This is a genomic window from Streptomyces sp. NPDC046203 (assembly GCF_040646255.1).
In the GTDB taxonomy this organism is placed as follows: Bacteria; Actinomycetota; Actinomycetes; order Streptomycetales; family Streptomycetaceae; genus Streptomyces.
In genome coordinates, this window is sequence record NZ_JBEYZX010000007.1 from 178,008 (window position 1) to 200,799 (window position 22,792).

The following is a 22,792-nucleotide window of genomic DNA, read 5'->3' on the forward strand; positions in this document are numbered from 1 at the left end:
CCGCCCGGGAGCCCGACTAGCGGTGTCGACGCGGGCCGTTGAGGAGCGAGCGCAGGACGACGGCGCACACGGCGACCGAGGCGGCGCTGACGGCGACGGCGAGGAGCATGGAGACCAGGACCGCGCCGACGACGAGGGCCACTCCGGCGCTGCCGGCGACGACCACGGCCAGCCCGGCCGGGGTGAGGCGCACGGCGGAGGAACGCGCCGGGACCGGAGTGGGGGCCGGGGCGTGGTGGTGGCCGCAGACCGGCGCGTGAACGGTGTGGTGGGGCTCGATGTCCCCGGTCGGGGTCGGCTGGACGAGCGGGGTGACGATGCCGGTCGGGAGCGGGTTGACCGGGATGCGCGGCTGGAACATGGCGGTTCTCCCTACTTGTTGATCGTGTGGTCGATGAGCGGGGCCAAGACACTGTCGGCGAGGAGGTAGCCGCCGAGGAGGATCACAGCGACGAGCCACCAGGGCGGGCGGATGAGCTTGACGCCGAGGCCGCCGACGACGACCAGGGCAAGCCAGAGCGGGACGTCCATGACGTGGTTCCCTTCGACGTCAGCGGGGCTGGCAGCGGTGGGTGCGGGCGGCGAGCTGGGCGGCCGAGGGGCTGGAGTACTCGGAGGACCAGCCGCAGCCGTCGGCCGTGCACACGGCGGCGTGTTTGGTGCGGCCGCGGCGGTCGCGGCGGGTGCCGGTCTGCACCGGGCCGATCCGCATCACGGAGTGGAAGTGGTCGCGGGCAGCCACTGTTCAGACCTCCCTGGTGAAGTCGTCGGCGTGGTCGAGGAGCCACTGACGGATCTCGGCCGACTCGGATTCGTCGGCGGTCGTGATCACCGGCTCGGCGATGGCGACGGCGTCCACCAGCCGGTTGTTCCGGGTCAGTTCGGCGGCGCGCTCCAGGGCGAGCCGGGTCGAATCGCGCATGGTCGACCTCCTTCTCAGGCGAGTTGGGCGGCGATGGCGTCGGCCAGTTCGGGCGGCAGGCCAAGGCGGGTTCGGAGGGTGTCGGTGTCGATTCGGGCGCCGGTGCGGGTGTGGTGGTCGTCGGCGACCTTCCGCGCGTGGGCGACGAGCGCGGCCGGCACGGGCGCCATCGGCGCGGCTTCAGAGGTGGGTTCGATGGCAAGCGGTGTGGGTTGTCGGGACGGGCTCAGCGGCCGACTTCGCCGGTTCGTCAGGCTCAGCACCAGCCGAGGGGGTGGGCGTCGACCCCTCCGGCACCGGCATGGGCGCAGCGCTGGGGGAATGGACGAGGAGAGTGCCGCCGAGGAACGCCAGGGCGGGCCAGCCGGCGACGAGGATGCGCAGCCAGGCGGGTACGTGCCCGAGGTCGAGGAGTCCGGCGGTGGCGACGTTCGCACCGAGGGACGCGACCAGGGCGACCGTGAACCACGTCCAGGCCGAGTGAGACGGCTCGCCCGCCGTCCGCGAGGACCGCAGCCGACGCCAGGCGGCGACGAGCAGGAGGTCCACGGAGACGGGGTAGGCCCACGCTTTCCAGCCGGACTGTCCGGCAGCCGCAGCCAGGTCGTGGAGGTGGGCGAAGGACAGGGCGCCGGCGATCACGGCTTGTACGAGGACGGTGTCCGGCCGGCTGATGGGACGCATCGCAGGTCCTCCCTTCTGGTTTCGGGCATGGGTGGGGTAGGGACCTGGCGTGAAGCGGTCACGCCGCCGTGGAGCGAGGGGATTCAGGCGGTCACGGGAGCCGTGACGGTCGAGGGCTCCGCGGCATTGCGCAGAGGCGGCAGGACGGGCCGAAAGGCGTCCAGCGCGGGGATCTCCGGCGTGCGGTGGGCGTGGGAGTTCGCGATGTTCACGGCTCGCCGGAGTGTGAGGTGGGGCGTGCGGATGCGGACCCACCCGCCGGACGAGTCACCGGCCACGGCGGTGCCGGGGCGGTCGGTGCGGATCTGGACGGTGGCGAGGACGGCGTCCGGGGCGATGTCGCCGAAGGCCATGTTGGCGGAGGTCTCGTCATTGACGCGGTGTGCGGTCCGGCCGCTGAGCTGGGCGCGAAGCATGGTGATGCCCTTGCCGAGCTCGGAGCCGAAGCGCTGCCCGCAGACCTCCAGGTAGATACCGGCGGCACGGCCGAGCTGAGCGAGCCGGATGAGGGAGGTGACGATCCGGTCGCGCCGCTTCTCCTCCTCCTTCGTGGTGTAGAAGGCGAGTTCGGCGACCTCGTCGACCAGGAGCACGATGGGGGTGGGGCGGAGGTGCTGGGGGAGATCCCAGATATCGGAAGTGATCTCCGCATCCGGCAGATCAGCGCTCAACCTCTGCTCGCGACGGATGAGTTGATAGACCTCCTCCATGTGCTCGACCAGGATGTCGAGTAGATCGGCGGCGGCATCAGGATTGTCGGCGAGGGCCGTGAACCGGCGGGCAAGCGGGGCGAGTTCGACTCCTTGCTTGCAGTCGGTTCCGACCAGGGCAACGTCAAGCGCGGCGAGAGCGGCGACGAGGTTGCGCTGATAGACGGACTTCCCGGACTGGGTGGCACCGACGTTCAGAGCGTGCGGGGTTTGACGGTAGTCGCGGTAGTAGACCTCCCCGTCCTCCCGCATGGCCACCGGGACCCGCATCACCCCAGCACGGGTGACCGCAGGCATCTGAACCCGCTTGAGGACGTCGTAGCCGGTCATCCGCAGTTCGACGACACCCGAGCGGATCTCCCGGCCGGTGACGTTCTGCATGACGAACGAGTGCCGGAGCCGGTCCGAGGCGGCGGAGAAGTCGAACGCGTCTTGGCCGGGACGCAGCTTCACCCGCAGGACCAGTCCGGTACGCGTTGCCCGGAGCCGCAGGATTCGAGGCGCCCGGGAATCGGGGATGGGCCGGCCGGTCACCCGGGCGAGCGCCAGACGCCAGCGAGGGGGCGGGACCGTCAGTCCGCACGCGTCCATGACCGAGGCGTAGCGGACGAGGACCCGCACCACGGCGAAGACGACGCCGAAGCTCATCCAGTACCAGGCCGGGTGCTGCCACCGAAGCAACAGCGCGGCCACGGCGACCAGAGCGAAGGTGGCCGTTAACGCGGTCATGGGTCAGCCCACCCGTGCGGCGGAGAGCGAGGTGACCGCGACGGCCCGGAAGCTGATGCCGTGGCGCTTCTGGCCGTTGAACTCGTTCTCCCACGGCCGGGCGACGACGCCGGTCAGCGCGACCGGGGTGCCCATCGTGAGTTCCTCGGAGATGCCGGGCTTCGGCACGGTGAGGTTCAGGATCTCGGCGTTGCCGTCCATGACGAACATGACGTCGATCGTCATCAGAGGGGCGCCGGTGTCGCGGTCGGTGGCGATCTCGCCAGTCTGGCGGTTCGCGATCTTGGGGGTCGGGGGCTGGGCCACCATCACCATCGCGGCGGAGGTGTCGACGGGAATCTGACGCTAGTGGATCACTCCTCTATATGGGCTGGACTCCTTCGCTCATGTATATGAGTGCCATGAAGAAGAGTGCCCAACTCCTATACATGAGTCGCCCTGCCACGGAGAGAATCCGCAGCGGGCTGGGGAGAGTTGAGCGTGTGTCAGTCGGTCGCGGGGATCCGGTACTGGAAGACGAACTGATCAGCGGCCATGAGGGTGTCGCAAACCTCCACGACCCGTCCCTTCTTCGTCACGGCGTTCCGCAGCAGGTGCACCACGGGCGCGCCGGGGCTCAGGGCCAGTTCCGACGACTCCGCCTTCGTGGCCGGTCGTGCCTGGAGCGTCTCCACGAACTCGGTGAAGGTGTGGCCGTGGTCTTCGAGCCGGGCGTAGATGCCGCCGGGGCCCGGGTTCTCGGAGAACAGCTCGGGGATGTCCTTCACCACGTCCCACGGCAGATACGAGGAGGCGGTCTCGACGGGCGCCCCGTTCCGGAAGTGCAGCCGGCGCCGTGCCAGCACCTGTGTCCCCGCGTCGACGCCGAGCCGTGTGGCGATGTCGGCCGGCGCCTCCATGGGCCCGATGTAGAGGACGCTCACCTTGGCCGCGACGCCGGCCTGCTCGGATTCGGCAAGGTAGGCCGCCTTGCCACCGCGGCGATGCGAGGCGTGGAAGCGGTCGGAGGAGCGGAGCCGTACGGGAGGTCGGTCCTTCACGATGGACCCCTTGCCGTGGCGGGTCTCGACGAGACCACTGGCACGCACTTCGACCATGGCCTTACGGATCGTCCCGCCCGCGACGCCGTACCGCTCGACGAGCTCGGACTCGCTGGGCACCATGTCGCCGGGCCTCAGCACCCCCGACCGGATCTGCTGGACGATGTCGTCCGCGATCTGCACGTACCGAGGTACGGCCTTGCCGGCGCCTGCTGGAGTTCCCACGGTCTTACTCACTCTCCTATGCTCCTGTACATGAGTAACGGGAGTTCGGGAACCACGTCAACGCCACTCCCCTCGGTCTCCGTGGCCGGGGCGGTAGTACGCGAAGACGGGCGTCTCCTGGCGATCCGCCGAGCGGACAACGGTACGTGGGAGCTCCCGGGCGGCGTACTCGAACTCACCGAGGCACCCGAAGCCGGCGTTGCCCGCGAGGTCCTGGAGGAGACCGGGATCCACGTCGAGGTGGACGAGCTGACCGGGGTCTACAAGAACACGACGCGCGGCATCGTCGCCCTGGTCTTCCGCTGCAAGCCGTCCGGCGGCACCGAGCGAACCTCGGACGAGTCCACCGCGGTCGACTGGCTCACCCCGGCCGAGGTCGAGGAACGGATGGCGGAGGTCTACGCGGTCCGCCTCCTGGACGCCCTGGACGGAAACGGCCCACACGTCCGCAGCCACGACGGCCGCCAGCTGATCACGCAGCGGTGAACACGCAGCCGGCAGGGCGGATGACCCGCGAGGAAGCCAATGCCCTTGTCCTGCGCCTCATGAACGCAGAGGACTCCGAAGAGGAGTCATCCAAGATCCTTGCCGCCCTTGAACGGGGCCTGGCCTGCCCCCACATCAGTGACTACATCTTCTGGAGCTTCGATCCAGATCTGACGCCCGAGAAGGTCGTCGACAGGGCCATGGCCTACAAGCCGATCGCCCTCTGAGGCCGGCGCGGTAAGAGTTTTTCTACTTCATCAAGGCACCCGCCGCGCCCAGCGCGGCGCGCGCGGCCCGTCGCCCGGGCCTGCGCTCCTGTCTCCGCCCCGCTCCAGCCCGCCCGCCGGCCGCACGCCTGACAGCTCGGGTTGTTGGGCGGATAGAACCGCGGTGTGGCCGGGGTGAGTGCGCGGCGTGCCGGCCAGGACGATGCCTCCGGCGGGGGCGCTCAAGCTCCGGGATGGAGGGGGCCCGTGGGCGTCCGCCGGCAGCGTCGTGGTGGAGGTGGGAGCTGAGGCGCGCTGTGGGTGGTGCAACCGGCCCAGGCATAGACGCTCGGGCCATAAGTCACACGGGACACATAAAAGTGACTTGATTCCGTTTCCTGGAACTCAACTTTGTGGGATGATCTGATGATCAACTGGGGAGGTGCCTAGTGGCAAAATACACACTCGCAAGTTACGCCGTTCGAATCCGCAAGAGCCGGAACAACGACTATCTGCCACTGGATAATTTTGATGGGGCTGGGGGGGATCTCCTTAAGGAGTTCTATGGCTTCCTTCTGCACATCCAGGAGAGGCCCTACGAGAATCAACTCAAGGAGCGCTCTCTCGAGTGCCAGGAGATTGTTCAAGACAAGAGAGCGGTGCGCTTTAAGCTTGGCTCGGGCTATTATGGCGCTCAGTCGCGCATTCGAGACAGGTCTACAGGGCAGGTCGTATTCCAGAAGGAGGAGGATCATGTCGACCTGACCGATCTCCGGAACTATCTCATTGCGCCGGTAAATTCCAGCGCTGGACTCCTGTTTACCGAGAGGTTCCAGGGGAACGGTGTGATCGCATCCCTTACTGAGGCATTCAAGAAGGCGTTTGCGGCCAAGCACTCTGGCTACACGCTGGAAGTCAATAACATGACTTCCGAGTCGGCCTTCGGTTCCTACCTTGCGGACGGTCAGCTTAAGAAGATCCGGCTTGTAAGGCAGGCGATTCCGGACGATGTGGCGGATGCCCTCGGAATGGGGGAAGCGGAGCGAAACCTTGGTTCCATGGAAGTCGTATTGCGCCCCCCGCGCCTAGTTCCTTTCGGCAAGAAGAAGATCCAGTCGGTAATCAGCGGTGAGACTGACGTTTCGAGCATGCTCGAATGGCGTGGCGTGGAGTACCGAGAGATGAAGATCGAAGTCAAGATCGCCAACTCCACCAGGACGTTGTCAGTGTCATCTGGTACAACTCCTGCCATGCTCTACGACTTGGACTCCGAACTCCAGAAGGATGGCCTTCCCGACATCAGTGATGAATGGGTGTACGTTAAGGCCAAGGAACTTGCGGAGGACCTCGCTCAGAATATGGGCATGAGTGTCGAGCTTATGCGTCGAGAGTTCGCGTGGCCGGAACTCTGGGACTTTTACCGACTGGAGGTTCCCGTTGATCCGAATGATTGACCTCATTCCGATCGTTAAGGACCATTTCAATACGCTCCGCAGTCACTCCACAAATAAGATTCTCTGGGGGGAAGTGGTGTTCTTCTATGGGGCGCCACTCATCCTGGGGGGAGCCGGATTTGCCCTAAGTTGGAAGATAGGGGGGGTGGGGAATATTCTCGCTGCCTTCGCTATTCTCGCGGGCCTGCTCTTTAACCTCCTTGTGCTGCTCTTTGATGTTGCAGCGAAGGCGGTGCAGGTCGGCGGGGCCGGTAGTCAGAATGTTCGCCTAAAGCTGGCGAAGCAACTGCAAGCCAACGTTACCTATGCCCTCCTGACTGCGCTAGTAGCAGCCGGGATTCTCGGAGTTGCCTCCGGGATGGGCATGGAGAAAGTCAATCGTTGGCTGAGTGGAATTCTCCTGATCCTGCTCGCGCATTTTACGCTCACGCTTTTGATGATAATTCGCAGAATTCGTTCTGCGTTTCTGAACTCTCTGGTTTAATGCTGCCCTATCTCTAGGGTTGCAGTAGAGAGTCCCGTCGCGGTCGATTAGGAATAGCGGCGGGAGTGCGAGCGGCGAGCGCGCGGGGCCGGAAGTCGTCGGGGGCGGGCCGTGGTGGTTGACGGGGGTCGCGGCCGGGGGGTGAGGGTGAGGGATGGCTGAACATCCGATGCCCGAGCCCGTTCCCCAGTCCCAGTCCCAGTCTGAGTCCGAGTCTGAGCCCGTATCCGTTCCCACGCCCGTGCCCGTGCCCGCGTCCCCGGTCGTCCAGCGGCTGGCGCGGTACGCGAAGGAAGAGCAGGACGAGATCCTTGGCGGCGGCGACGATCCCTTCGGGGTCGCGTACGCCGGTCTGACGTGGCGGCCCAAGGAGGAGCATTTCGGGGTCAGGGCCGGTGGGCGGCTCGTGGCGCATGCCGGGCTGGTGCGGTTGCCGTTGTCGGTCGGCGGCGTGGATACCGAGGCCGTCGGCGTCGGTGGGGTGGCCGTTGCGCCCGGGATGCGGGGGCAGGGGCTCGCGCGGTTGGTCGTCGGGGCCGCGCTGGATCACGCGCGCACGTTGGGGCCGCCGTACGGGTTGCTCTTCTGCCGGCCCGCGCTGGTGCCGCTGTACGAGCGGCTCGGCTGGCGGGAGGTCGGCGAGGAGGTCCGGGTCGAGCAGCCGGAGGGGACCGCGGTGATGCCGCTGCGGACCCTGTGGACGCCGCTCGGCGAGGGAGTGGCATGGCCGGGCGGTGCCGTACGGCTGCGCTCGAATCCCATGTAGGTGCAGGCGTATGCAGTCCCATGCAGCCGATGCCCCCGGCCGGTTCGGACGGGGGCATCGGTGCGGCGGGGCCGGCGGATCGGAGAGGTGGGGAGGGTCAGCAGCCGTCGAGGTAGGCGGTGTGGATCCAGACGCCCGTGTTGCCGCCCCAGAGGTCGCCCATCACCCAGTTGCCCTCGACGCCGCGGAAGTTGAGCTTCTGGCCGCGGTTCACCGTGCCGAGGACGGGATAGTTGGTGCCCGGGCCGCCGCGGAAGTTCACCCCGTTGTCGTTGACGGTGCACACGGTGGCGGCCTGGCGCGGGTGGGACGCGTGGGCGGCCGGAGCGGCGGTCTGGGGGGTGGCGGCGGTGGCCATGCCGGTGGACACGGCGGCCCAGCCGATGAGTGCTGCGGCGACGGCGGTGGAAGCGCGCTTGATCACGATGATCCCTTCGTTCGTACCGGAGTCTCGCGCCCTCAGTCTGCATCGCTCTCTGTGGCCTGAACAGGAAATTCACTACTGTGAGTGACTGTCGAGGGGTGAGGGAATGGCCCTCGGAGTGTCGGGGTAGCGGGCGCCGCGCGATAGCGTCATGCGTCGTGGATGTCTGGTACGTCGCCTATGGGTCGAACATGCGGGCCGAGCGGCTCGGTCGGTATCTCGCGGCGTGCCGGGCCACGGCCGCGCCCCGGGAATCGCGGGCGGTCGTGACCGCGGGGACGGTGTACTTCGCGACCGAGTCCCGGGTGTGGGGCGGCGGCCGGGCGTTCTGCGATCCCGGTGCGCCCGGGGCCGTTTGGGGGCGGGCGTATCTGCTGTCCTCGGGGCAGTTCTCCGACATCGCCGCGCAGGAGATGTACCGGGCGGCGGGCGCGGACCTGGACCTCGGCGACGTACTGGCGCGCGGGCGGGCGGAGTTCGGGCCCGGACGGTACGAGACCCTCGTCCGCGTCGGCGAGCTGGAGGGGGTGCCGCTGCTGACGTTCACCGCGCCCTGGGCCCTCGGCGAGGCCGAACTGCGCCCGCCCGTCGCGGCGTACCTGCGCCAGCTCGCCGCCGGCCTGCGCGAGGCCGGGGCCTGGAGCGACACGGAGATCGCCCGCTATCTCGCCACCCGCCCCGGCGCGGCGGGGCGTTGGGGGGAGGGGGAGCTTCTCGGGTTGATTGCCGGGGATTTCCCGAAAACCTACTGATCCATCCTGAAAGACCGTTAACATCCTGAATACGGTGAACCCACACCTTCGGGTGAACCGAACTGATATCCATGTCAGTTGAATATGCCTTCGGCCTAGCTTGTGCGTGGAGGTGATGACCGGTGAAGGCCACCGATGCCATCGATGTCGACGACTTCGTGTACGCCGCCACGGGATCGCGGCTCAGGAGGCTGACGCTCCCGGACGGGACGCACTGGTTCCCCGCCGTGGACGCGGCCCGGCAGCTCGGGTACGCCAGCGCGCGGCAGGCGCTCCGGGCGCATGTCGACCCGGCCATGCACACCACGGTCGGGGAGCTGCCCTGCGATCCCGACACGGACGCCCAGGACGCCCACCCCAAGGGGCTCAAGGACTCGACCCGCGTCGTGTGTCTCGAAGGGCTCGTCCAGCTCGTCACCGCCTCCGGCCGCGTCGAGGCGAGGCCCTTCAAATCCTGGGTCGCCGAGGTCGTGACGGGCGTCCAGCGGGACGGTTCCCACGGTCTGGAGCTCTCGCCCCTGCGCGCCGCCGGGTTCGTGCTGCCGCAGCGGCTGCTCGACGTCCTCGTGCGGCTGGAGGAGGGCACCATCGAACTCGACGCGGAACAGAGCGCGCTGCTGGAGGAGGCCGGCCGGGATCTGCACCGGATCGCCGAGCGGATCTCCGAGTCCCTGGGGCGGTTCGCCTTCCCGCAGATCCCGGCCCAGCGCTCGCTCGGCGCCTCCTCCCCGGTCTCTCCGGTCTCCCCGGCGGCTCCCGCCGCGCCCGCCGCCGCTCCCCCTTCCGCGGACGGCCGTACGGACCGGACGGGCCGATCCGCCGGGTCCGGTTCCGGCTCCGGCTCCGGTACGGCCGGCGCCTCCGCCGACAACGAGGTCACCGGCAACGGTTCAGGCGGCGGCTCCCGCTCCTCCGCCCTCACCCCGCAGGAGCTGCTCGCCTCCTGGTCCGCGCGGGACGTCGTCGTCGGCGAGGACATCCACGCCGTCGCCTCCTGCCTCGCCCCCGCTCTCGTCCGCGGCGGGGTCCGCTACCGCCTGGAGGAGGTCGCCCGCCGCACCGGGCTCACCTCCGAACGGGTCCGCGACTGCGTCCGCATACTCGTGGAGCGCGGCTGCATGCGGCACGCGGGCGGCACCGGAGCCGACGGCGGACTGCTCTACGTCCTGCCCTGACGGCCCCGAGCGCCGAGCCCCGCGCCCACCCTCATGCCCCCCTACGCCCCCGCGCCCGGCTCCCCGGCTCCCGCGGTGCCCGCTGTCAGTGGGCCGTACGAGACTGGACCCATGGTGGTGTGGCGGAGTGCCGGCGTGTCCTGGCGGGACGGACGGCCCGCGCTGCGGTGGGAGGGCCGCGACGGCCGGGCCAGCGTGCTCGCGTACGGGCAGGACCTGGCCTTCCGGGCCCTCGGCGAGCGGCACTGCTCCGGCGCCCGCGGCAACCCCTGCCCCCTCGCCGCCACCGTGCCCGGCCCCGCCACCGGCGGACGCTGCCCCTCCTGCGCACGTCTCGACCGGGCGCACTCCGTGGCCGCCGACACGTTCGCCGACGACCCCCGCCCGTACCGCGTCTATCTCGCCTGGTTCGGCCCCGGGATGGTCAAGGTCGGCATCACCGGCGAGGCGCGCGGCGCCACCCGCCTGCTCGAACAGGGTGCGATCGCGTTCTCCTGGCTGGGGCGCGGACCGCTGATGGCCGCCCGGCGTACGGAGGAGGTGCTGCGGCACGCGCTCGGCGTGCCCGACCGCATCCCGTACGCCCGTAAGCGCGCCGCCCGGTACGCCCTGCCCCCGGCCCCCGAGCGGGCGCGCGAGGTCGAGGAACTGTACGCACGGGCACACGGCGTCCCGGCCTGGAGCGAGACGCTGGAGGCGCTGCCCTGCGAAGTCCACGACCACGCCGAGGCGTTCGCCCTGGCCGCGCTCGGCCCGACGGCCCCAACGGCACCGACGGCACCCGGACCGCACACCCCGCCCCGTACCCACGACCCCTACGGGCTCGTCGTCACCGAACTCGTCGACGGCGGGGTCGTCTCCGGGCGGCTGCGCGCCGCCGCCGGCCCCGATCTGCATCTGAGCGATCGCGACGGGCGCGCCCTGGTCCTCGACACCCGGCTCCTCACCGGCTGGGAACTCGCCGCCGCGCCCGCCGGGCACCCGGTGACCGTCCCGCTGACCGCGCCGCCCCCGCCCGCCGAGGGCAACGGGGTCCGGGGCAGCCAAGGGACCCCGCAGGAACCGCTGTTCTGACACCGCCCGCGACCGAAGCCCGAAGCCCGAAGCCCGGAGCCCGGAGCCCGGAGCCCGGAGCCGTACAGTCGCCTCACCTGCCAGGAGAGGAGCGACGCCCATGAGCGCGACCGAGGACCGGTCCGAGGCCGACGACGTCAGGGACTTCGCGCGGCGGATCGGGATACCCGGACTCGTCGACGTCCACACCCACTTCATGCCCCGCAACGTCCTCGACAAGGTGTGGGCGTACTTCGACTCCGTCGGCCCCCTCACCGGCCGCCCGTGGCCCATCGCGTACCGCACCGAGGAGGACCGGCGGGTGGCGACCCTCCGGGAGTTCGGGGTCCTTGCCTTCACCTCGATGCTCTATCCGCACAAGCCCGCCATGGCCGCCTGGCTCAACGAATGGTCCGCCGGTTTCGCCGCCCGTACCCCCGACTGCCTGCACACCGCGACGTTCTTCCCCGAGCCCGGCGCGCCCGGTTACGTCCGGCAGGCGCTCGACGGCGGGGCGCGGGTCTTCAAGGCGCATCTCCAGGTCGGTGCGTACGACCCGAACGACCCGCTGCTCGACGGCGTCTGGCGGCTCCTGGAGGACACCGCGACCCCGGTGGTCGCCCACTGCGGATCCGGACCCGTCCCCGGCCCGCACACCGGCCCGGGCCCCGTCGGCGCGCTCCTCGCCCGCCACCCCCGGCTGCGGCTGATCGTCGCGCACATGGGGATGCCGGACTACGGCGACTTCCTGGACCTCGCCGAACGGTACGAGGGCGTCCACCTGGACACCACCATGGCCTTCACCGATTTCGTCGAGGAGGCCGCGCCCTTCCCGGCCGCCGATCTGAAGCGGCTCGCGGAACTGCGCGACCGGATCCTGCTCGGCACCGACTTCCCCAACATCCCCTATCCGTACGTCCATCAGCTGCGCGCCCTCGAACGGCTCGGGCTCGGTGACGACTGGCTCCGTGCCGTCTGCCACGGCAACGCGGCACGTCTGTTCGCCCTCGGGTAGCGACGGCTTTGCCTGCCCTTTTCCGTTCTCAGGAGATTCACAGGAAAGCGAAAGGGTCGTCTCACGCGCATCGGAGAGCGTGTCCCGTATGACTGCGACCACGTTCCGCTCGCGTACCGAAGCACCCCGGTCCGACAGCAGCAGTACGGTCCGCGTCCTCGTCGTCGACGACGAGGAGGCGCTCGGCGAACTCCTCTCGATGGCCCTGCGCTACGAGGGATGGCAGGTGCGGCGCGAGGGCGACGGCGCCGGGGCGCTGGAGGCCGTACGGGCCTTCCGGCCCGATGTCGTCGTGCTCGGTCTGTCCCTGCCCGACATGGACGGCCTGTCGGTCCTCGCCCGGCTGCGGCGCGAACTGCCCGAGGTGCCGGTGCTGTTCCTGGCGGGGAAGGCGGACCGGGCGGCGAAGTCCGGCAAGGACGCCACCAGGGAAACCACCAGGGACGCCGCCAAGGACGCCTCCGAGGGCGTGATCAAGGGCGTGATCAAGGGCGTCGCCGAGGACCGGGTCGCCGGGCTCACCGCCGGCGGGGACGACTACGTCACCAAGCCGTTCGGCATGGAGGAGGTGGTGGCCCGGCTGCGCGCGCTGATCCGCCGGTCCGGGGCCGCGCGGGCGCGCGGCGGCCGGCCGCTGCTCACCGTCGGCGACCTCACCCTGGACGAGGACAGCCATGAGGTGACGCGGGGCGGCGAGTCCGTCCATCTCACCGCCACCGAGTTCGAGTTGCTGCGCTATCTGATGCGCAACCCGCGCCGGGTGCTCAGCAAGGCGCAGATCCTGGACCGGGTGTGGTCGTACGACTTCGGCGGCAAGGCCAACGTCGTCGAGCTCTACATCTCGTACCTGCGGCGGAAGCTCGACGCGGGACGCGCCCCGATGATCCACACCCGGCGTGGGGCCGGTTATCTGATCAAGCCGGCGGAGTGACCGCGCCAAGGCGCCTTTCCCGGGCGTGACTTCGCTCGCGGCCCGTTCCGGCCCCGGCCCCCGCTTCGGCCCGGGGGCGGCCGGGGGCGACCCGTCCGGGCTTGCGCCGACAGGTCTTCCATAAATCCCTATACAGCGTACGAGGACTCCTCTACGGTGTACGAGAACTCGCCTCGTACACCGTATAAGGAGTTGCCATGACGGCGTCGACCGCCACGAGCGGACGCGTAGCGACAGGCGGCCATCCCCAGCGCTGGCTGATCCTCGGCGTCATCTGCCTCGCCCAGCTCACCGTCCTCCTCGACAACACCGTCCTCAGCGTCGCCATCCCCTCCCTCACCACCGAACTCCACGCGTCCACCAGCGACATCCAGTGGATGATCAACGCGTACTCGCTCGTCCAGTCCGGCCTGCTCCTCACCGCCGGCAACGCCGCCGACCGCTACGGCCGCAAGAAGCTCCTCGCCCTCGGCCTCGCGCTCTTCGGCATCGGCTCGCTCACCGCCGGCCTGGCCGGCTCCACCGGCCAACTGATCGCCGCCCGCGCCGGCATGGGCATCGGCGGCGCGCTCCTGATGACCACGACCCTCGCCGTCGTCATGCAGATCTTCGACGACTCCCAGCGGGTCAAGGCCATCGCCATCTGGGCCACCATCGGCTCCCTCGGCTTCGCCGCGGGCCCGCTGATCGGCGGCGTGATCCTCGACCACTACTGGTGGGGGATGATCTTCCTGATCAACATCCCGGTCGCCGTGATCGGCCTCGCCGCCGTCCTCAAGCTGGTGCCGGAGTCCAAGAACCCCAAGGGCGAACGCCCCGACCTGCTCGGCGCGCTGCTCTCCACCATCGGCATGACCGCGCTCGTCTACGCGATCATCACCGGCCCCGAGCACGGCTGGACCTCCGCCCAGGTGCTGATCCCGGCCGCGATCGGCATCGCCGTCCTCGGCGCCTTCGCCGCGTGGGAACTGCACATCCCGTACCCGATGCTCGACATGCACTTCTTCCGCAACCAGAAGTTCGTCGGAGCCGTCGCCGGCGCGATCCTGGTCATGCTCGGCATGGGCGGCTCGCTCTTCCTGCTCACCCAGCACCTGCAGTTCGTCCTCGGGTACGAGCCGCTGGAGGCGGGCCTGCGGATGACGCCGCTCGCGCTGACGATCGTCGTCCTCAACCTCTCCGGAGTCGGTCCGAAGCTCGTCATGAAGATCGGCACGGCACCGGCCGTGGCGGGCGGGCTCACCCTGGTCGCCGCCGGTCTGACCTCGATTGCCCTGCTCGGCGGCGGTACGGACGGCGCGTACAGCGGCATGCTGCTCGGCCTGGTCCTGATGGGCGCGGGCATCGCGCTCACCAGCCCGGCCATGGCCAACGCCATCATGAGTTCGATCCCGCCGGAGAAGGCCGGTGTGGGCGCGGGCATCAACGGCACCCTCTCCGAGTTCGGCAACGGCCTCGGCGTCGCCATCCTCGGCGCCGTCCTCAACGCCCGCTTCGCCGCCCTCGTCACCGTCACCGCCACCTCGCTCCCGGCGGCCTTGGCGGCGGCGTCCGGCACCGCCGAACGGCAGAAGATCGCGGACGCCTTCGCCACCGGCCTCCAGACCAGCCAGCTGGTCGGCGCGGTCGCGGTCTTCGTCGGCGGTCTGCTGGCGGCGGCCCTGCTGAGCCGGGCCGAGCGCGCGGAACGGCGGGCAGCGGCGGCGAACGGCGCCGCGAACGGGGCGGCGAGCGGGTCGGCGGGCGGGTCGGCGAACGGAAGCGAGCCCGCCGGGGGATCGGAGGACCCGGTGTCCGCTGCATAGCATGGGCGTGAGCGACGGACAGACGGAGGAACGCGATGGTCAGGGCAGCGGACAGGGCCAAGAACCCGACGCGTTCCAGTGTCTGGCTGGAACAGGACAAGGAAAGCCGGGCCGCCCGCGGCGTGAGCGGCGGAAGCGGCCCGGCCGGGCTCGACCGTGAGCGGATCGTCGCCGCCTCGATCCGGATGCTGGACGAGGACGGCCTGGCCAAGCTCTCGATGCGCCGGCTCGCGACCGAGCTGAACGTCACCGCGATGTCCCTGTACTGGTACGTGGACACCAAGGACGACATCATCGAGTACGTCATCGACTCCTGCTACGAGGAGATCGACCTGGCCGAGATCGCGGCGGCCGACGGATGGCGCGAGCGGATCCGGGTGCTCGCCCTGGCGTACCGGCGGATGCTGGTACGCCACCCGTGGATGTCGGCGTGCATGGGCCAGTACCTCAACGTCGGCCCGAACGCGATCGCCGTCGGCAACGAGATGCAGCGGGCGATCCGCGACACCGGTCTGCCGCTCTCGCGCGTGCCGAGCGCGATGTCCGCCGTCTTCCAGTTCGTCTACGGCTACGGGACGATCGAGGGCCAGTTCGGCCGGGTCGCGGAGCAGGCCGGGATGTCGCAGGACGACTTCTACACGGACACGATCAAGGCGTTCCGCGAGGAAGACCAGTTCAAGGAAGCCATCGAGGACATGTCCTGCCTGCTCGACGAGCGGCTGTCGCACGGCACCGTCGAGCAGATCTGGGACCGGGACTTCCTGTACGCCCTGGACGTGCTGATCGCGGGCATCGAGGTCATGGTCGAACGCGGGCGCGGGGAAGCGGCGGCGGAGTCGGCGCAGAGGGCGTAACCGGCCAGGGGACGGCGGGGCGGTGCGGCGGTGGCGCGGCGGGGCGGCGGCGCGGCCGTACGGTCCGGGCCCGGCCCCCCGCCGTACACATGAGGAAATGACGAAGCGGCGGGCCGTCCCCTGCCCGCCGCTTCGTACGTACCCGGCCGCGCCTCCGCTCGGAGCGCGGCCGGGAGTTTTTCTACTTGCCGGATGCGTCCGCCGGGACGGCGTCGGCCGGGACGGAGTCCTGCGGCTCGTCGGCCTTCTTCACCGTGTTGCTCTTCAGCGCGACCTCCTTGATGAACAGCGTCACCAGGAAGGCGAGGAAGGCGAACGGCGCCGAGTAGAGGAAGACGTCACCGACACCGTGTCCGTACGCGCTCTCCATGACGGTACGGATCGGGGCGGGCAGCTTGTCCATGTCGGGGATGCCACCGCCACCGGCCTGGCCCATGGCCGCCGCGGCCTTCGGGCCGAGCTCGGCGATGCCTTCCTTGACGTACTCGGTGACCCGGTGGGCCATGATCGCGCCGAGCGCCGAGACACCCATCGCACCGCCCAGGGAGCGGAAGAAGGTGACGACGGAGGAGGCGGCGCCGAGGTCGGCGGGCGCGACCTGGTTCTGGGTGCACAGGACCAGGTTCTGCATCATCATGCCGATGCCGAGGCCGAGGATCGCCATGAAGAGGGCGATGTGCCAGTACGGGGTGTCGTACCGCAGGGTGCCGAGCAGACCGAGGCCGCCGGTGGCGAGGGCGCCACCGCTGACCAGCCAGGCCTTCCAGCGGCCGGTCTTGGTGATGACCAGGCCGGAGACGGTCGAGGAGACGAAGAGACCGGCGATCATCGGGATGGTGAGGACACCGGACATCGTCGGCGACTCGTTGCGGGCCAGCTGGAAGTACTGGCTGAAGAAGACCGTGCCGGCGAACATCGCGACACCCACGAAGAGCGAGGCGAGCGAGGCGAGGGTGATCGTCCGGTTGCGGAACAGGCGCAGCGGGATGATCGGCTCGGAGGCACGGGACTCGACGAGCACGAAGACGAGACCGAGCAGGATCGAACCGCCGACCATGGCGCCCGTCTGCCAGGACAGCCAGTCGTACTTGTCACCCGCGAAGGTGACCCAGACGAGGAGCAGGGAGACGGCGGCGCTGATGAAGAAGGCGCCGGCCCAGTCGACCTTGACGTCGCGCTTGACGACGGGGAGCTTCAGCGTCTTCTGGAGGACCAGGAGGGCGATGATCGCGAAGGGTACGCCGACGTAGAAGCACCAGCGCCAGCCGAGCCACTCGGTGTCGGTGATGACGCCGCCGAGCAGCGGGCCGCCGACGGTGGCGACGGCGAAGGTCGCACCGAGGTAGCCGCTGTAACGGCCGCGCTCACGCGGGGAGATCATGGCGGCCAGGATGATCTGGGAGAGGGCGGTCAGACCGCCGACGCCGATGCCCTGGACGACACGGACGGCGATGAGCGTGCCGGTGTTCTGGGAGAGGCCGGCCACGATCGAGCCCGCGACGTAGATGACCAGGGCTATCTGGACCAGCAGCTTCTTGGAGAAGAGGTCGGCCAGCTTGCCCCAGAGCGGGGTGGTCGCGGTCATCGCCAGGAGGGAGGCGGTGACGACCCAGGTGTAGGCGGACTGGCCGCCGCCCAGGTCGGTGATGATCTGCGGAAGCGCGTTGGAGACGATCGTGGACGACAGGATCGCGACGAACATGCCGAGCAGGAGCCCGGACAGTGCCTCCATGATCTGCCGGTGCGTCATCGGGGCGTCGGAACTGTCGCTCCGGCCCTCCTGTGCACCCTTGGAAGGTGCGGTGGTGGCCATGAATGTCCTTTGCGTGAAGTCTGGGTCTGGCTGCGTGAGGCCTGGGCAGGTCAGGCAGGTCAGGCGTGGTGGGGCAGGAAAGTCGGGTGTGATCAGGCTCGGTCGGGTTCGATCTGGCTTGATCGAGTGAGGTCGGGCTTGATCGGGTGGGGGCGGGCAGGGGCGGGCAGGGTCAGGCGTGGTGGGCCCGGCAGTCCCCGAAGGAGTCGCGGAGGCGGGCGAGGAGGGTCGTGAGCAGGACGACGTCCTCGTCGGACCACTCCGCGAGATGGCGGGCGAGGACGTCGTTCAGCCGGCGGTCGAGTTCGGCGAGCATCTCCTCGCCGCCCGGGGTGAGGTGGAGGAGGCGGGAACGCCGGTCGGCCGGATCGGGCAGCCGCTCGACCCAGCCGTTCTCCACGGTGTGGGCGACGTGCCGGCTGCTGACCGACATGTCGACCGACATCAGCTCGGAGATCCTGCTCATGCGCATGTCTCCGTGGTGGTGAAGCAGTGCGAGGACGATCGCGGAACCGCCCGGGCACTCGGCAGGCAGGCTGCGGGCGAGTCCGCGCTTGACGGCCCCGATCGCACTCATCTGCCGGCTGAGCGCCTCGTACCGGTTCAGCTGGTCCATCAGGCACCCCTCCATCTTGTTGCTTAGAGCAACGATATAGATGGATGGTTGCTCCAGGCAAACTAAATCGGTCAAAGAGGGCTAAAGAATCGGCAAAGGTGGGGGTGTCGTACGGGTCACGTGCGCGGGTACGGGGAACGACGGGGCAGGGCTTGGGGGCGTCCGCCCGACTTCGCTAGGGTCCGGGCCATGGCACACAACCCCCAAGCACCGTACGGCCAGGGCGGGCAGCCCCCCGAGGGCTCCTACGACCCCGCCGGCAGCACCCAGATGTTCCGCGCCTTCGTCGACGAGGGTGCCCCGCAGGGGCAGCAGCAGTACTCGGCTGCCGTCACCTCTTCCTCCTCCGGCGGCCCGCGCGTCGGCTTGATCGTCGGCGTCATCGTCGCGATCGCGATCCTGGCGGGCGTGGCCTGGCTGGCGCTGGGCTGACCTGCCCGCCGCACGTCTCTGGTCACTCGCCTTCGACGGCCCCTGTGTGCTTCGGCATGCGGGGGCTGTCGGGGTTTTGGGGGTGGGTGTACGGGGGCGGGGGCGAGGTTGTACGAGGGGACGGGGCGGGGCGCAGGGGGTGGGCGGGGCGTTTCTTAGCGCGAGGTCCGGGTGGGGTGTGGCGTGGTGTCCGCCTTCCTTCCGAGAGTCGCGCCTTCCACCACCGCGTCAAGGGCGCTCCCTTCGGTCGCGTCACTGCGTGATGGGCTGCGCCCACCCTTGACCCGGCGCTTCCAGGCGCGAAAGACACTCTCGGAGGGCGGACCAGGGGGAAAGGTCCACGCGGGGGCGGTGCCGTCCGTCGGCCGCCGTGGGCGGGTGGCGGGTCGGTGGGGTGGGGCTGAGTTCGCGGCCCGGGCCGGTGGGACCGTGTCCGCCGGCCCGGGGTGCGCAGCAGTGCAATGGGGCGGCCCGGGCCGTCTCGGCGGATGACAGCCGTCGTCGGGTTGGGATTCATGCCCCGCTGGTCACCCCCGGCGGAAATAACTCGAAATCCCCGCCCGAAGTGAGACCGGTGTGAACTCGTGTGACTCCAGAGGCGACCCTGGGCGCTCGCGAGCGAGGAAGCAATCCGGCGCTCCACCAGCCAGAATGAGGCTGAAGCGCTAGATCGGGGAGGGTTCGTGCGGAACTACACGCTGACCATTTTTCTCGTCGTGTACGTCCCCTTCATGGCGAGCAGCGCGATCGACCGACTCTCCGGCGATGGTTGGGCGCGGGTATGGGGAGTTGCCGAGGCCGCCCTGGCTGTCGGCATCCTGATCGGTTCGATCGGCGAGATGCGGCAGGGCTGGAAGAAGAAGCGGCAGAGCGCCGCCGACGAGTAGGGCACCTCCGGCAGGCCCGGGCCTCAGCGGACTTCCGACGGACGGTGGTCTCCCTCCGGCAGGCGGCTGGTCCGGAACATGACGCAGGGGCGGAGCGGACCTTCGGGCGAGGTCGTGTCCTCGAAGTCGTCGGCCGGATCGTGGGTCATGCCGAGCCGGCGCATGACCGCCTGGGAGCGGAGGTTGGCGACCTTCGTCATCGCGACCACTTCCGTGAGTCCCAAGGTCTCGAACGCGAAGGTCAGGCAGGCCAGAGCGGCCTCGGTCGCGTAGCCGTTCCCCCATGCGGAGCGCTTCAGCCGCCATCCCACGTCCACGCCCTTGACCGGCAGCCCCTTCACGACGTCCAGGCCGGCGCGACCGAGGAACTCCCCCGTCTCCAGCGATTCGAGGGCCCACCATCCGAAGCCCCGTGCGGCGAAGTCGGCCCGCATCCGGGCCACCGTGGCATCACTCTCTTCCCGCGTCAGCAGGTCGCCCAGGTATCTCCGGATCTCGGGGTCGGCATTCATCGCCGCCCAGGGCTCCAGGTCGGACTCTTGCCAGGGACGCAGGAGAAGGCGAGCGGTTCGAAGCTCTGACATACCGATCAGCCAACCCAATCCCCTTCAGCGTGTCGATCAGTTTGTTCCAGCCATCGGCCGGGGGTGATCAGCGGGGCATGAATCCCAGCCCGCCGACGGTGGTCATCCGCTGAGACGGCCCGGGCCGCCCCATTCCACGACCGCGCACCCCGTACCGGCGGACACCGTCCCGCCCACCCTGGCCACGAACCGAGCCCCACCCCACCGGCCTGCCACCCGCCCACGGCGCCCGGCAACGACCAACGGTGTCGCGTGGACCCTTTCCCCCGGCCCGCCCTCCGAGTGTGAAAAGGCTCCCGCAGCCGGGCGGTCAAGGGTGGGCGTAGCCCATCGCGTCAGCGACGCGACCGAAGGGAGCGCCCTTGAGGGCCCGGCGAAGGGGGCCACACTCGGAAAGAGGGCGGGCCACCACCCGAACCCACCGCACACGCCCACCGATAGGACCCGCTCCTCGGCCACGCCCCCTGCGCTCCGCCGTAAATCCCCGGACATTCGCCCCTAAGACCACTAGCTTTCTTCCTAGAAGTCCTAGGAAGAAGGAGCTCGCGCATGGTGCGTGCCGGCATCACCCCCGATCTGCTCGTCCGCGCCGCCGCCGAACTGGCCGACGAGGCGGGGTTCGAGAAGGTCACCGTGTCGGCTCTGGCCCGGCGGTTCGGGGTGAAGGACGCGAGCCTCTACTCGCACATCAGGAACCTCCGCGACCTGCGGGTCCGGCTCGCCCTGCTCGCCTCCGCCGAGATGAACGAGGCGATCGGAGCAGCCGTCGCCGGCCGCTCCGGCCGGGACGCGCTCGTCGCCTTCGCCGACGCCTACCGCGACTACGCCCTCGCGCACCCCGGCCGCTACGCCGCCACCCAGCAGCGCATCGAACTCGACGAGGTCGCCGACACCGCCGTCTTCCAGCGCGCCGTCGAGCTCACCCATGGCATGCTCCGCGCCTATGGCCTGGCCGAACCCGACCTCACCGACGCCGGACGGCTGCTGCGCGCCACCTTCCACGGCTTCATCCACCTCGAGCTGAGCGGCGGATTCGCGCACCCGCGCCCCGTCGCCACGTCCTGGGCGCGCTCGCTCGACGCGCTGCACCGCGTTCTGGAGGACTGGGGGAACCCCACATGACCACGACTGCGAAGATCACGACCGACTCGACCGCCTCGACCGACGCGACACCCGCGCCGCCCACTGCCGTGCGCTCCGGAACACTCCAAGTCCCCGGCGCCACCCTGTACTACGAGGTCCGGGGAAGCGGACCGGTGCTGCTGCTGATCCCCGGCGGGGCCGGTGACGCAGGGCTGTACGAGGGGATGGCGGGCCTGCTCGTCGCCGCCGGGTACACCGTGGTCTCGTACGACCAGCGCGGCCTCTCGCGCAGCCCGCTCGACGCCCCGGAGCCGGCCGGGCAGCGGGTCGAGGTGTGGCGGGAGGACGCCCGAGCCGTTCTCGACGCGGTGCTGCCGGCGGGCGAGCGGGCCTACGTGTTCGGATGCAGCTCGGGCGCCATCGTCGCCCTCGCGCTGCTCGCGGCCCACCCCGGCCGGCTGCATCGGGTCGTCGCCCACGAGCCGCCGCTGGTCGAACTGCTCGCCGACCCCGCCCCGTACCGCACCCGCTTCGCCGAGACCCGTGAACTCCTCCGCACGCGGGGAATCGGCCCCGCGATGGCCCGCTTCACCGGACAGCCGGAGCGGGAAGAGCCGGGGACGCGGGACTCGGCGGCCCCTGAGCTCGAACTGCCGGACAGCATCCGCCAGATGGCGTCCCGGATGACGGCGAACATGCCCGTCTTCCTGGAGCACGTCCTGTGTTCGTTCTCCTCCTCCACCCCCGACCTCGACGGGCTGCGGGCAGCCGTTGGGCAACTCGTCCTGGCCGTAGGCGAGGAATCGGACGGACAGGAGGAACTGGTGGGCCCGGCCCGCCGCCTCGCCGAACTGACCGGCGCCCCGCAGGCCGTCTTCCCCGGCGGCCATGTGGGCTGCGTGCAGCGGCCGGAGGAATGCGCGGAGCGGCTGATCGGCATCCTGCGGGCGTAGGGGCTGTCCGGTGGGTCACCGCCAGTCGGCGGTGACCTCGCGGGTGTCGATGTGCATCCCGAGCGGCACCCGCCAGGCGTCCACGCAGACCGTGTACGTACGGGTCTCGGACGTGCCGGGCGCGAGCGGTACGGGCAGGGGCTGCGTGGAGTCGAGCGTGGCCCAGTCGACGCCGAGAGCGCCGATCACATGCGTGGCGAAGGTGACCGTCCCCGAACGGGCCGCTGTACCACCGGTGTTGTGGAAGATGACGGTGACCTTCTCGCACCAGCGCCGGTCGGTGCCGGCCCGCACGGGCGCGGAGAGAGTGAGCGCTGCGGCCGACGGCGGCCCGGTGGGCGCCGGAGTCGGGGGCGGGGCCGGAACGGGTGCCGGGGTGGTGGAGGGGGCGGGAGCCGGTGGTGTCGCCGGAAGGGGCGGGGCGGGCGTGCCCGGTGTCCGGCGGGGCGTTCCGGGTGCGTCCGGCGCCCTGGAAGCCTGAGGGGCACGGGGGCCGGGCAGGGCCACGGGCGATACCTGGTCGCCGTCCCGTGCGGGGTGCCCTCTCGGAGCCGTACCGCCGGAAGCCTTCGGTGCAACGGAGCGATCGGGCTCCAGAGGGATCAGCGTGACCGGGCCGGGCGAAGGCGCCGCACCCCGGGGGCCCGTCGGGCCGGCGGCGCCGACCGCCGCGTAACCCTGGGGGTCGTCGTCCGCACCGCACGCGGTC

General features: G+C 69.9%; 28 protein-coding genes and 1 pseudogene. 16 read left to right on the forward strand and 13 right to left on the reverse strand.

Going from position 1 to position 22,792, the window contains the following annotated elements; all coding sequences use genetic code 11:
• Window positions 1-16 precede the first annotated feature (16 nt).
• From ABZ990_RS08715 to ABZ990_RS08750, 8 genes and pseudogenes are all read right to left on the reverse strand, one after another.
• Window positions 17-361, reverse strand: a complete 345-nt coding sequence (locus ABZ990_RS08715; RefSeq protein WP_361227382.1) for a SpdD-like protein — start codon at window positions 359-361, stop codon at window positions 17-19.
• A gap of 11 nt (window positions 362-372) precedes the next feature.
• Window positions 373-531, reverse strand: coding sequence for a hypothetical protein (locus ABZ990_RS08720; RefSeq protein ID WP_361227385.1), 159 nt, complete (start codon window positions 529-531; stop codon window positions 373-375).
• Between the two features lie 19 nt (window positions 532-550).
• Window positions 551-742, reverse strand: a complete 192-nt coding sequence (locus tag ABZ990_RS08725) for a mobile element transfer protein (RefSeq protein WP_361227387.1) — start codon at window positions 740-742, stop codon at window positions 551-553.
• Between the two features lie 3 nt (window positions 743-745).
• On the reverse strand, window positions 746-922 hold the full coding sequence (locus ABZ990_RS08730) for a hypothetical protein (RefSeq protein WP_361227390.1): 177 nt from the start codon (window positions 920-922) through the stop codon (window positions 746-748).
• A gap of 14 nt (window positions 923-936) precedes the next feature.
• Window positions 937-1,606, reverse strand: a pseudogene (locus ABZ990_RS08735) (DUF2637 domain-containing protein).
• Between the two features lie 83 nt (window positions 1,607-1,689).
• The gene (locus ABZ990_RS08740; protein ID WP_361227393.1) at window positions 1,690-3,045 is read right to left on the reverse strand and encodes an FtsK/SpoIIIE domain-containing protein; all 1,356 of its coding nucleotides are present in this window, start codon (window positions 3,043-3,045) and stop codon (window positions 1,690-1,692) included.
• 3 nt (window positions 3,046-3,048) lie between these two features.
• Complete coding sequence (locus ABZ990_RS08745) at window positions 3,049-3,360, reverse strand: hypothetical protein (RefSeq protein ID WP_361227396.1); 312 nt, start codon at window positions 3,358-3,360, stop codon at window positions 3,049-3,051.
• 170 nt (window positions 3,361-3,530) lie between these two features.
• Window positions 3,531-4,310, reverse strand: coding sequence for a GntR family transcriptional regulator (locus ABZ990_RS08750; RefSeq protein ID WP_361227571.1), 780 nt, complete (start codon window positions 4,308-4,310; stop codon window positions 3,531-3,533).
• 18 nt (window positions 4,311-4,328) lie between these two features.
• On the opposite strand from ABZ990_RS08750, the gene ABZ990_RS08755 reads away from it, so the two are divergent.
• The 5 genes from ABZ990_RS08755 (at window position 4,329) to ABZ990_RS08775 (ending at window position 7,706) form a co-directional block, all read left to right on the forward strand.
• On the forward strand, window positions 4,329-4,796 hold the full coding sequence (locus tag ABZ990_RS08755; RefSeq protein ID WP_361227399.1) for an NUDIX domain-containing protein: 468 nt from the start codon (window positions 4,329-4,331) through the stop codon (window positions 4,794-4,796).
• Window positions 4,793-5,023: an e9imm peptide gene (locus ABZ990_RS08760; protein WP_361227402.1), complete on the forward strand. Its 231-nt coding sequence runs from the start codon at window positions 4,793-4,795 to the stop codon at window positions 5,021-5,023. The genes ABZ990_RS08755 and ABZ990_RS08760 overlap by 4 nt, the downstream gene beginning before the upstream one ends.
• Window positions 5,024-5,451: 428 nt before the next feature.
• Complete coding sequence (locus ABZ990_RS08765) at window positions 5,452-6,456, forward strand: hypothetical protein (protein WP_361227405.1); 1,005 nt, start codon at window positions 5,452-5,454, stop codon at window positions 6,454-6,456.
• A complete protein-coding gene (locus ABZ990_RS08770) occupies window positions 6,449-6,940 on the forward strand; it encodes a hypothetical protein (RefSeq protein ID WP_361227407.1) in 492 nt (163 codons plus the stop codon). The genes ABZ990_RS08765 and ABZ990_RS08770 overlap by 8 nt, the downstream gene beginning before the upstream one ends.
• Before the next feature lie 247 nt (window positions 6,941-7,187).
• On the forward strand, window positions 7,188-7,706 hold the full coding sequence (locus ABZ990_RS08775) for a GNAT family N-acetyltransferase (RefSeq protein ID WP_361227410.1): 519 nt from the start codon (window positions 7,188-7,190) through the stop codon (window positions 7,704-7,706).
• Between the two features lie 97 nt (window positions 7,707-7,803).
• Here ABZ990_RS08775 and ABZ990_RS08780 read toward each other — a convergent pair whose 3' ends face one another.
• On the reverse strand, window positions 7,804-8,130 hold the full coding sequence (locus tag ABZ990_RS08780; protein ID WP_361227413.1) for an SH3 domain-containing protein: 327 nt from the start codon (window positions 8,128-8,130) through the stop codon (window positions 7,804-7,806).
• Window positions 8,131-8,288: 158 nt separating this feature from the next.
• Here ABZ990_RS08780 and ABZ990_RS08785 point away from each other — a divergent pair, with 158 nt between their 5' ends.
• The 7 genes from ABZ990_RS08785 (at window position 8,289) to ABZ990_RS08815 (ending at window position 15,715) form a co-directional block, all read left to right on the forward strand.
• On the forward strand, window positions 8,289-8,882 hold the full coding sequence (locus tag ABZ990_RS08785; protein ID WP_361227416.1) for a histone deacetylase: 594 nt from the start codon (window positions 8,289-8,291) through the stop codon (window positions 8,880-8,882).
• Window positions 8,883-9,004: 122 nt separating this feature from the next.
• The gene (locus ABZ990_RS08790) at window positions 9,005-10,057 is read left to right on the forward strand and encodes a Bro-N domain-containing protein (RefSeq protein ID WP_361227419.1); all 1,053 of its coding nucleotides are present in this window, start codon (window positions 9,005-9,007) and stop codon (window positions 10,055-10,057) included.
• Between the two features lie 111 nt (window positions 10,058-10,168).
• Entirely contained in the window at window positions 10,169-11,131 is a 963-nt protein-coding gene (locus tag ABZ990_RS08795; RefSeq protein WP_361227422.1) for a DUF2797 domain-containing protein, read from the forward strand.
• Between the two features lie 100 nt (window positions 11,132-11,231).
• Window positions 11,232-12,125: an amidohydrolase family protein gene (locus ABZ990_RS08800; RefSeq protein ID WP_361227425.1), complete on the forward strand. Its 894-nt coding sequence runs from the start codon at window positions 11,232-11,234 to the stop codon at window positions 12,123-12,125.
• Window positions 12,126-12,213: 88 nt separating this feature from the next.
• Window positions 12,214-13,056: a response regulator transcription factor gene (locus tag ABZ990_RS08805; protein WP_361227428.1), complete on the forward strand. Its 843-nt coding sequence runs from the start codon at window positions 12,214-12,216 to the stop codon at window positions 13,054-13,056.
• Window positions 13,057-13,253: 197 nt separating this feature from the next.
• Window positions 13,254-14,861, forward strand: a complete 1,608-nt coding sequence (locus ABZ990_RS08810; protein ID WP_361227431.1) for an MFS transporter — start codon at window positions 13,254-13,256, stop codon at window positions 14,859-14,861.
• 35 nt (window positions 14,862-14,896) lie between these two features.
• Entirely contained in the window at window positions 14,897-15,715 is an 819-nt protein-coding gene (locus ABZ990_RS08815) for a TetR/AcrR family transcriptional regulator (protein WP_361227434.1), read from the forward strand.
• Between the two features lie 181 nt (window positions 15,716-15,896).
• Here ABZ990_RS08815 and ABZ990_RS08820 read toward each other — a convergent pair whose 3' ends face one another.
• Entirely contained in the window at window positions 15,897-17,528 is a 1,632-nt protein-coding gene (locus ABZ990_RS08820; RefSeq protein WP_361227437.1) for an MDR family MFS transporter, read from the reverse strand.
• A 172-nt stretch (window positions 17,529-17,700) separates the two neighbouring features.
• On the reverse strand, window positions 17,701-18,144 hold the full coding sequence (locus ABZ990_RS08825) for a MarR family transcriptional regulator (protein WP_361227440.1): 444 nt from the start codon (window positions 18,142-18,144) through the stop codon (window positions 17,701-17,703).
• Between the two features lie 189 nt (window positions 18,145-18,333).
• Here ABZ990_RS08825 and ABZ990_RS08830 point away from each other — a divergent pair, with 189 nt between their 5' ends.
• The gene (locus ABZ990_RS08830; RefSeq protein WP_361227442.1) at window positions 18,334-18,576 is read left to right on the forward strand and encodes a hypothetical protein; all 243 of its coding nucleotides are present in this window, start codon (window positions 18,334-18,336) and stop codon (window positions 18,574-18,576) included.
• Between the two features lie 683 nt (window positions 18,577-19,259).
• A complete protein-coding gene (locus ABZ990_RS08835; protein WP_361227445.1) occupies window positions 19,260-19,463 on the forward strand; it encodes a hypothetical protein in 204 nt (67 codons plus the stop codon).
• Between the two features lie 23 nt (window positions 19,464-19,486).
• Here ABZ990_RS08835 and ABZ990_RS08840 read toward each other — a convergent pair whose 3' ends face one another.
• Complete coding sequence (locus ABZ990_RS08840) at window positions 19,487-20,047, reverse strand: GNAT family N-acetyltransferase (protein ID WP_361227448.1); 561 nt, start codon at window positions 20,045-20,047, stop codon at window positions 19,487-19,489.
• Window positions 20,048-20,596: 549 nt separating this feature from the next.
• Here ABZ990_RS08840 and ABZ990_RS08845 point away from each other — a divergent pair.
• On the forward strand, window positions 20,597-21,169 hold the full coding sequence (locus ABZ990_RS08845; RefSeq protein WP_361227451.1) for a TetR/AcrR family transcriptional regulator: 573 nt from the start codon (window positions 20,597-20,599) through the stop codon (window positions 21,167-21,169).
• Complete coding sequence (locus ABZ990_RS08850) at window positions 21,166-22,083, forward strand: alpha/beta hydrolase (protein ID WP_361227454.1); 918 nt, start codon at window positions 21,166-21,168, stop codon at window positions 22,081-22,083. The genes ABZ990_RS08845 and ABZ990_RS08850 overlap by 4 nt, the downstream gene beginning before the upstream one ends.
• Window positions 22,084-22,098: 15 nt before the next feature.
• Here the strand turns inward: ABZ990_RS08850 and ABZ990_RS08855 are convergent, their stop codons facing one another.
• Complete coding sequence (locus ABZ990_RS08855) at window positions 22,099-22,377, reverse strand: hypothetical protein (RefSeq protein ID WP_361227457.1); 279 nt, start codon at window positions 22,375-22,377, stop codon at window positions 22,099-22,101.
• Window positions 22,378-22,792: the final 415 nt, after the last annotated feature.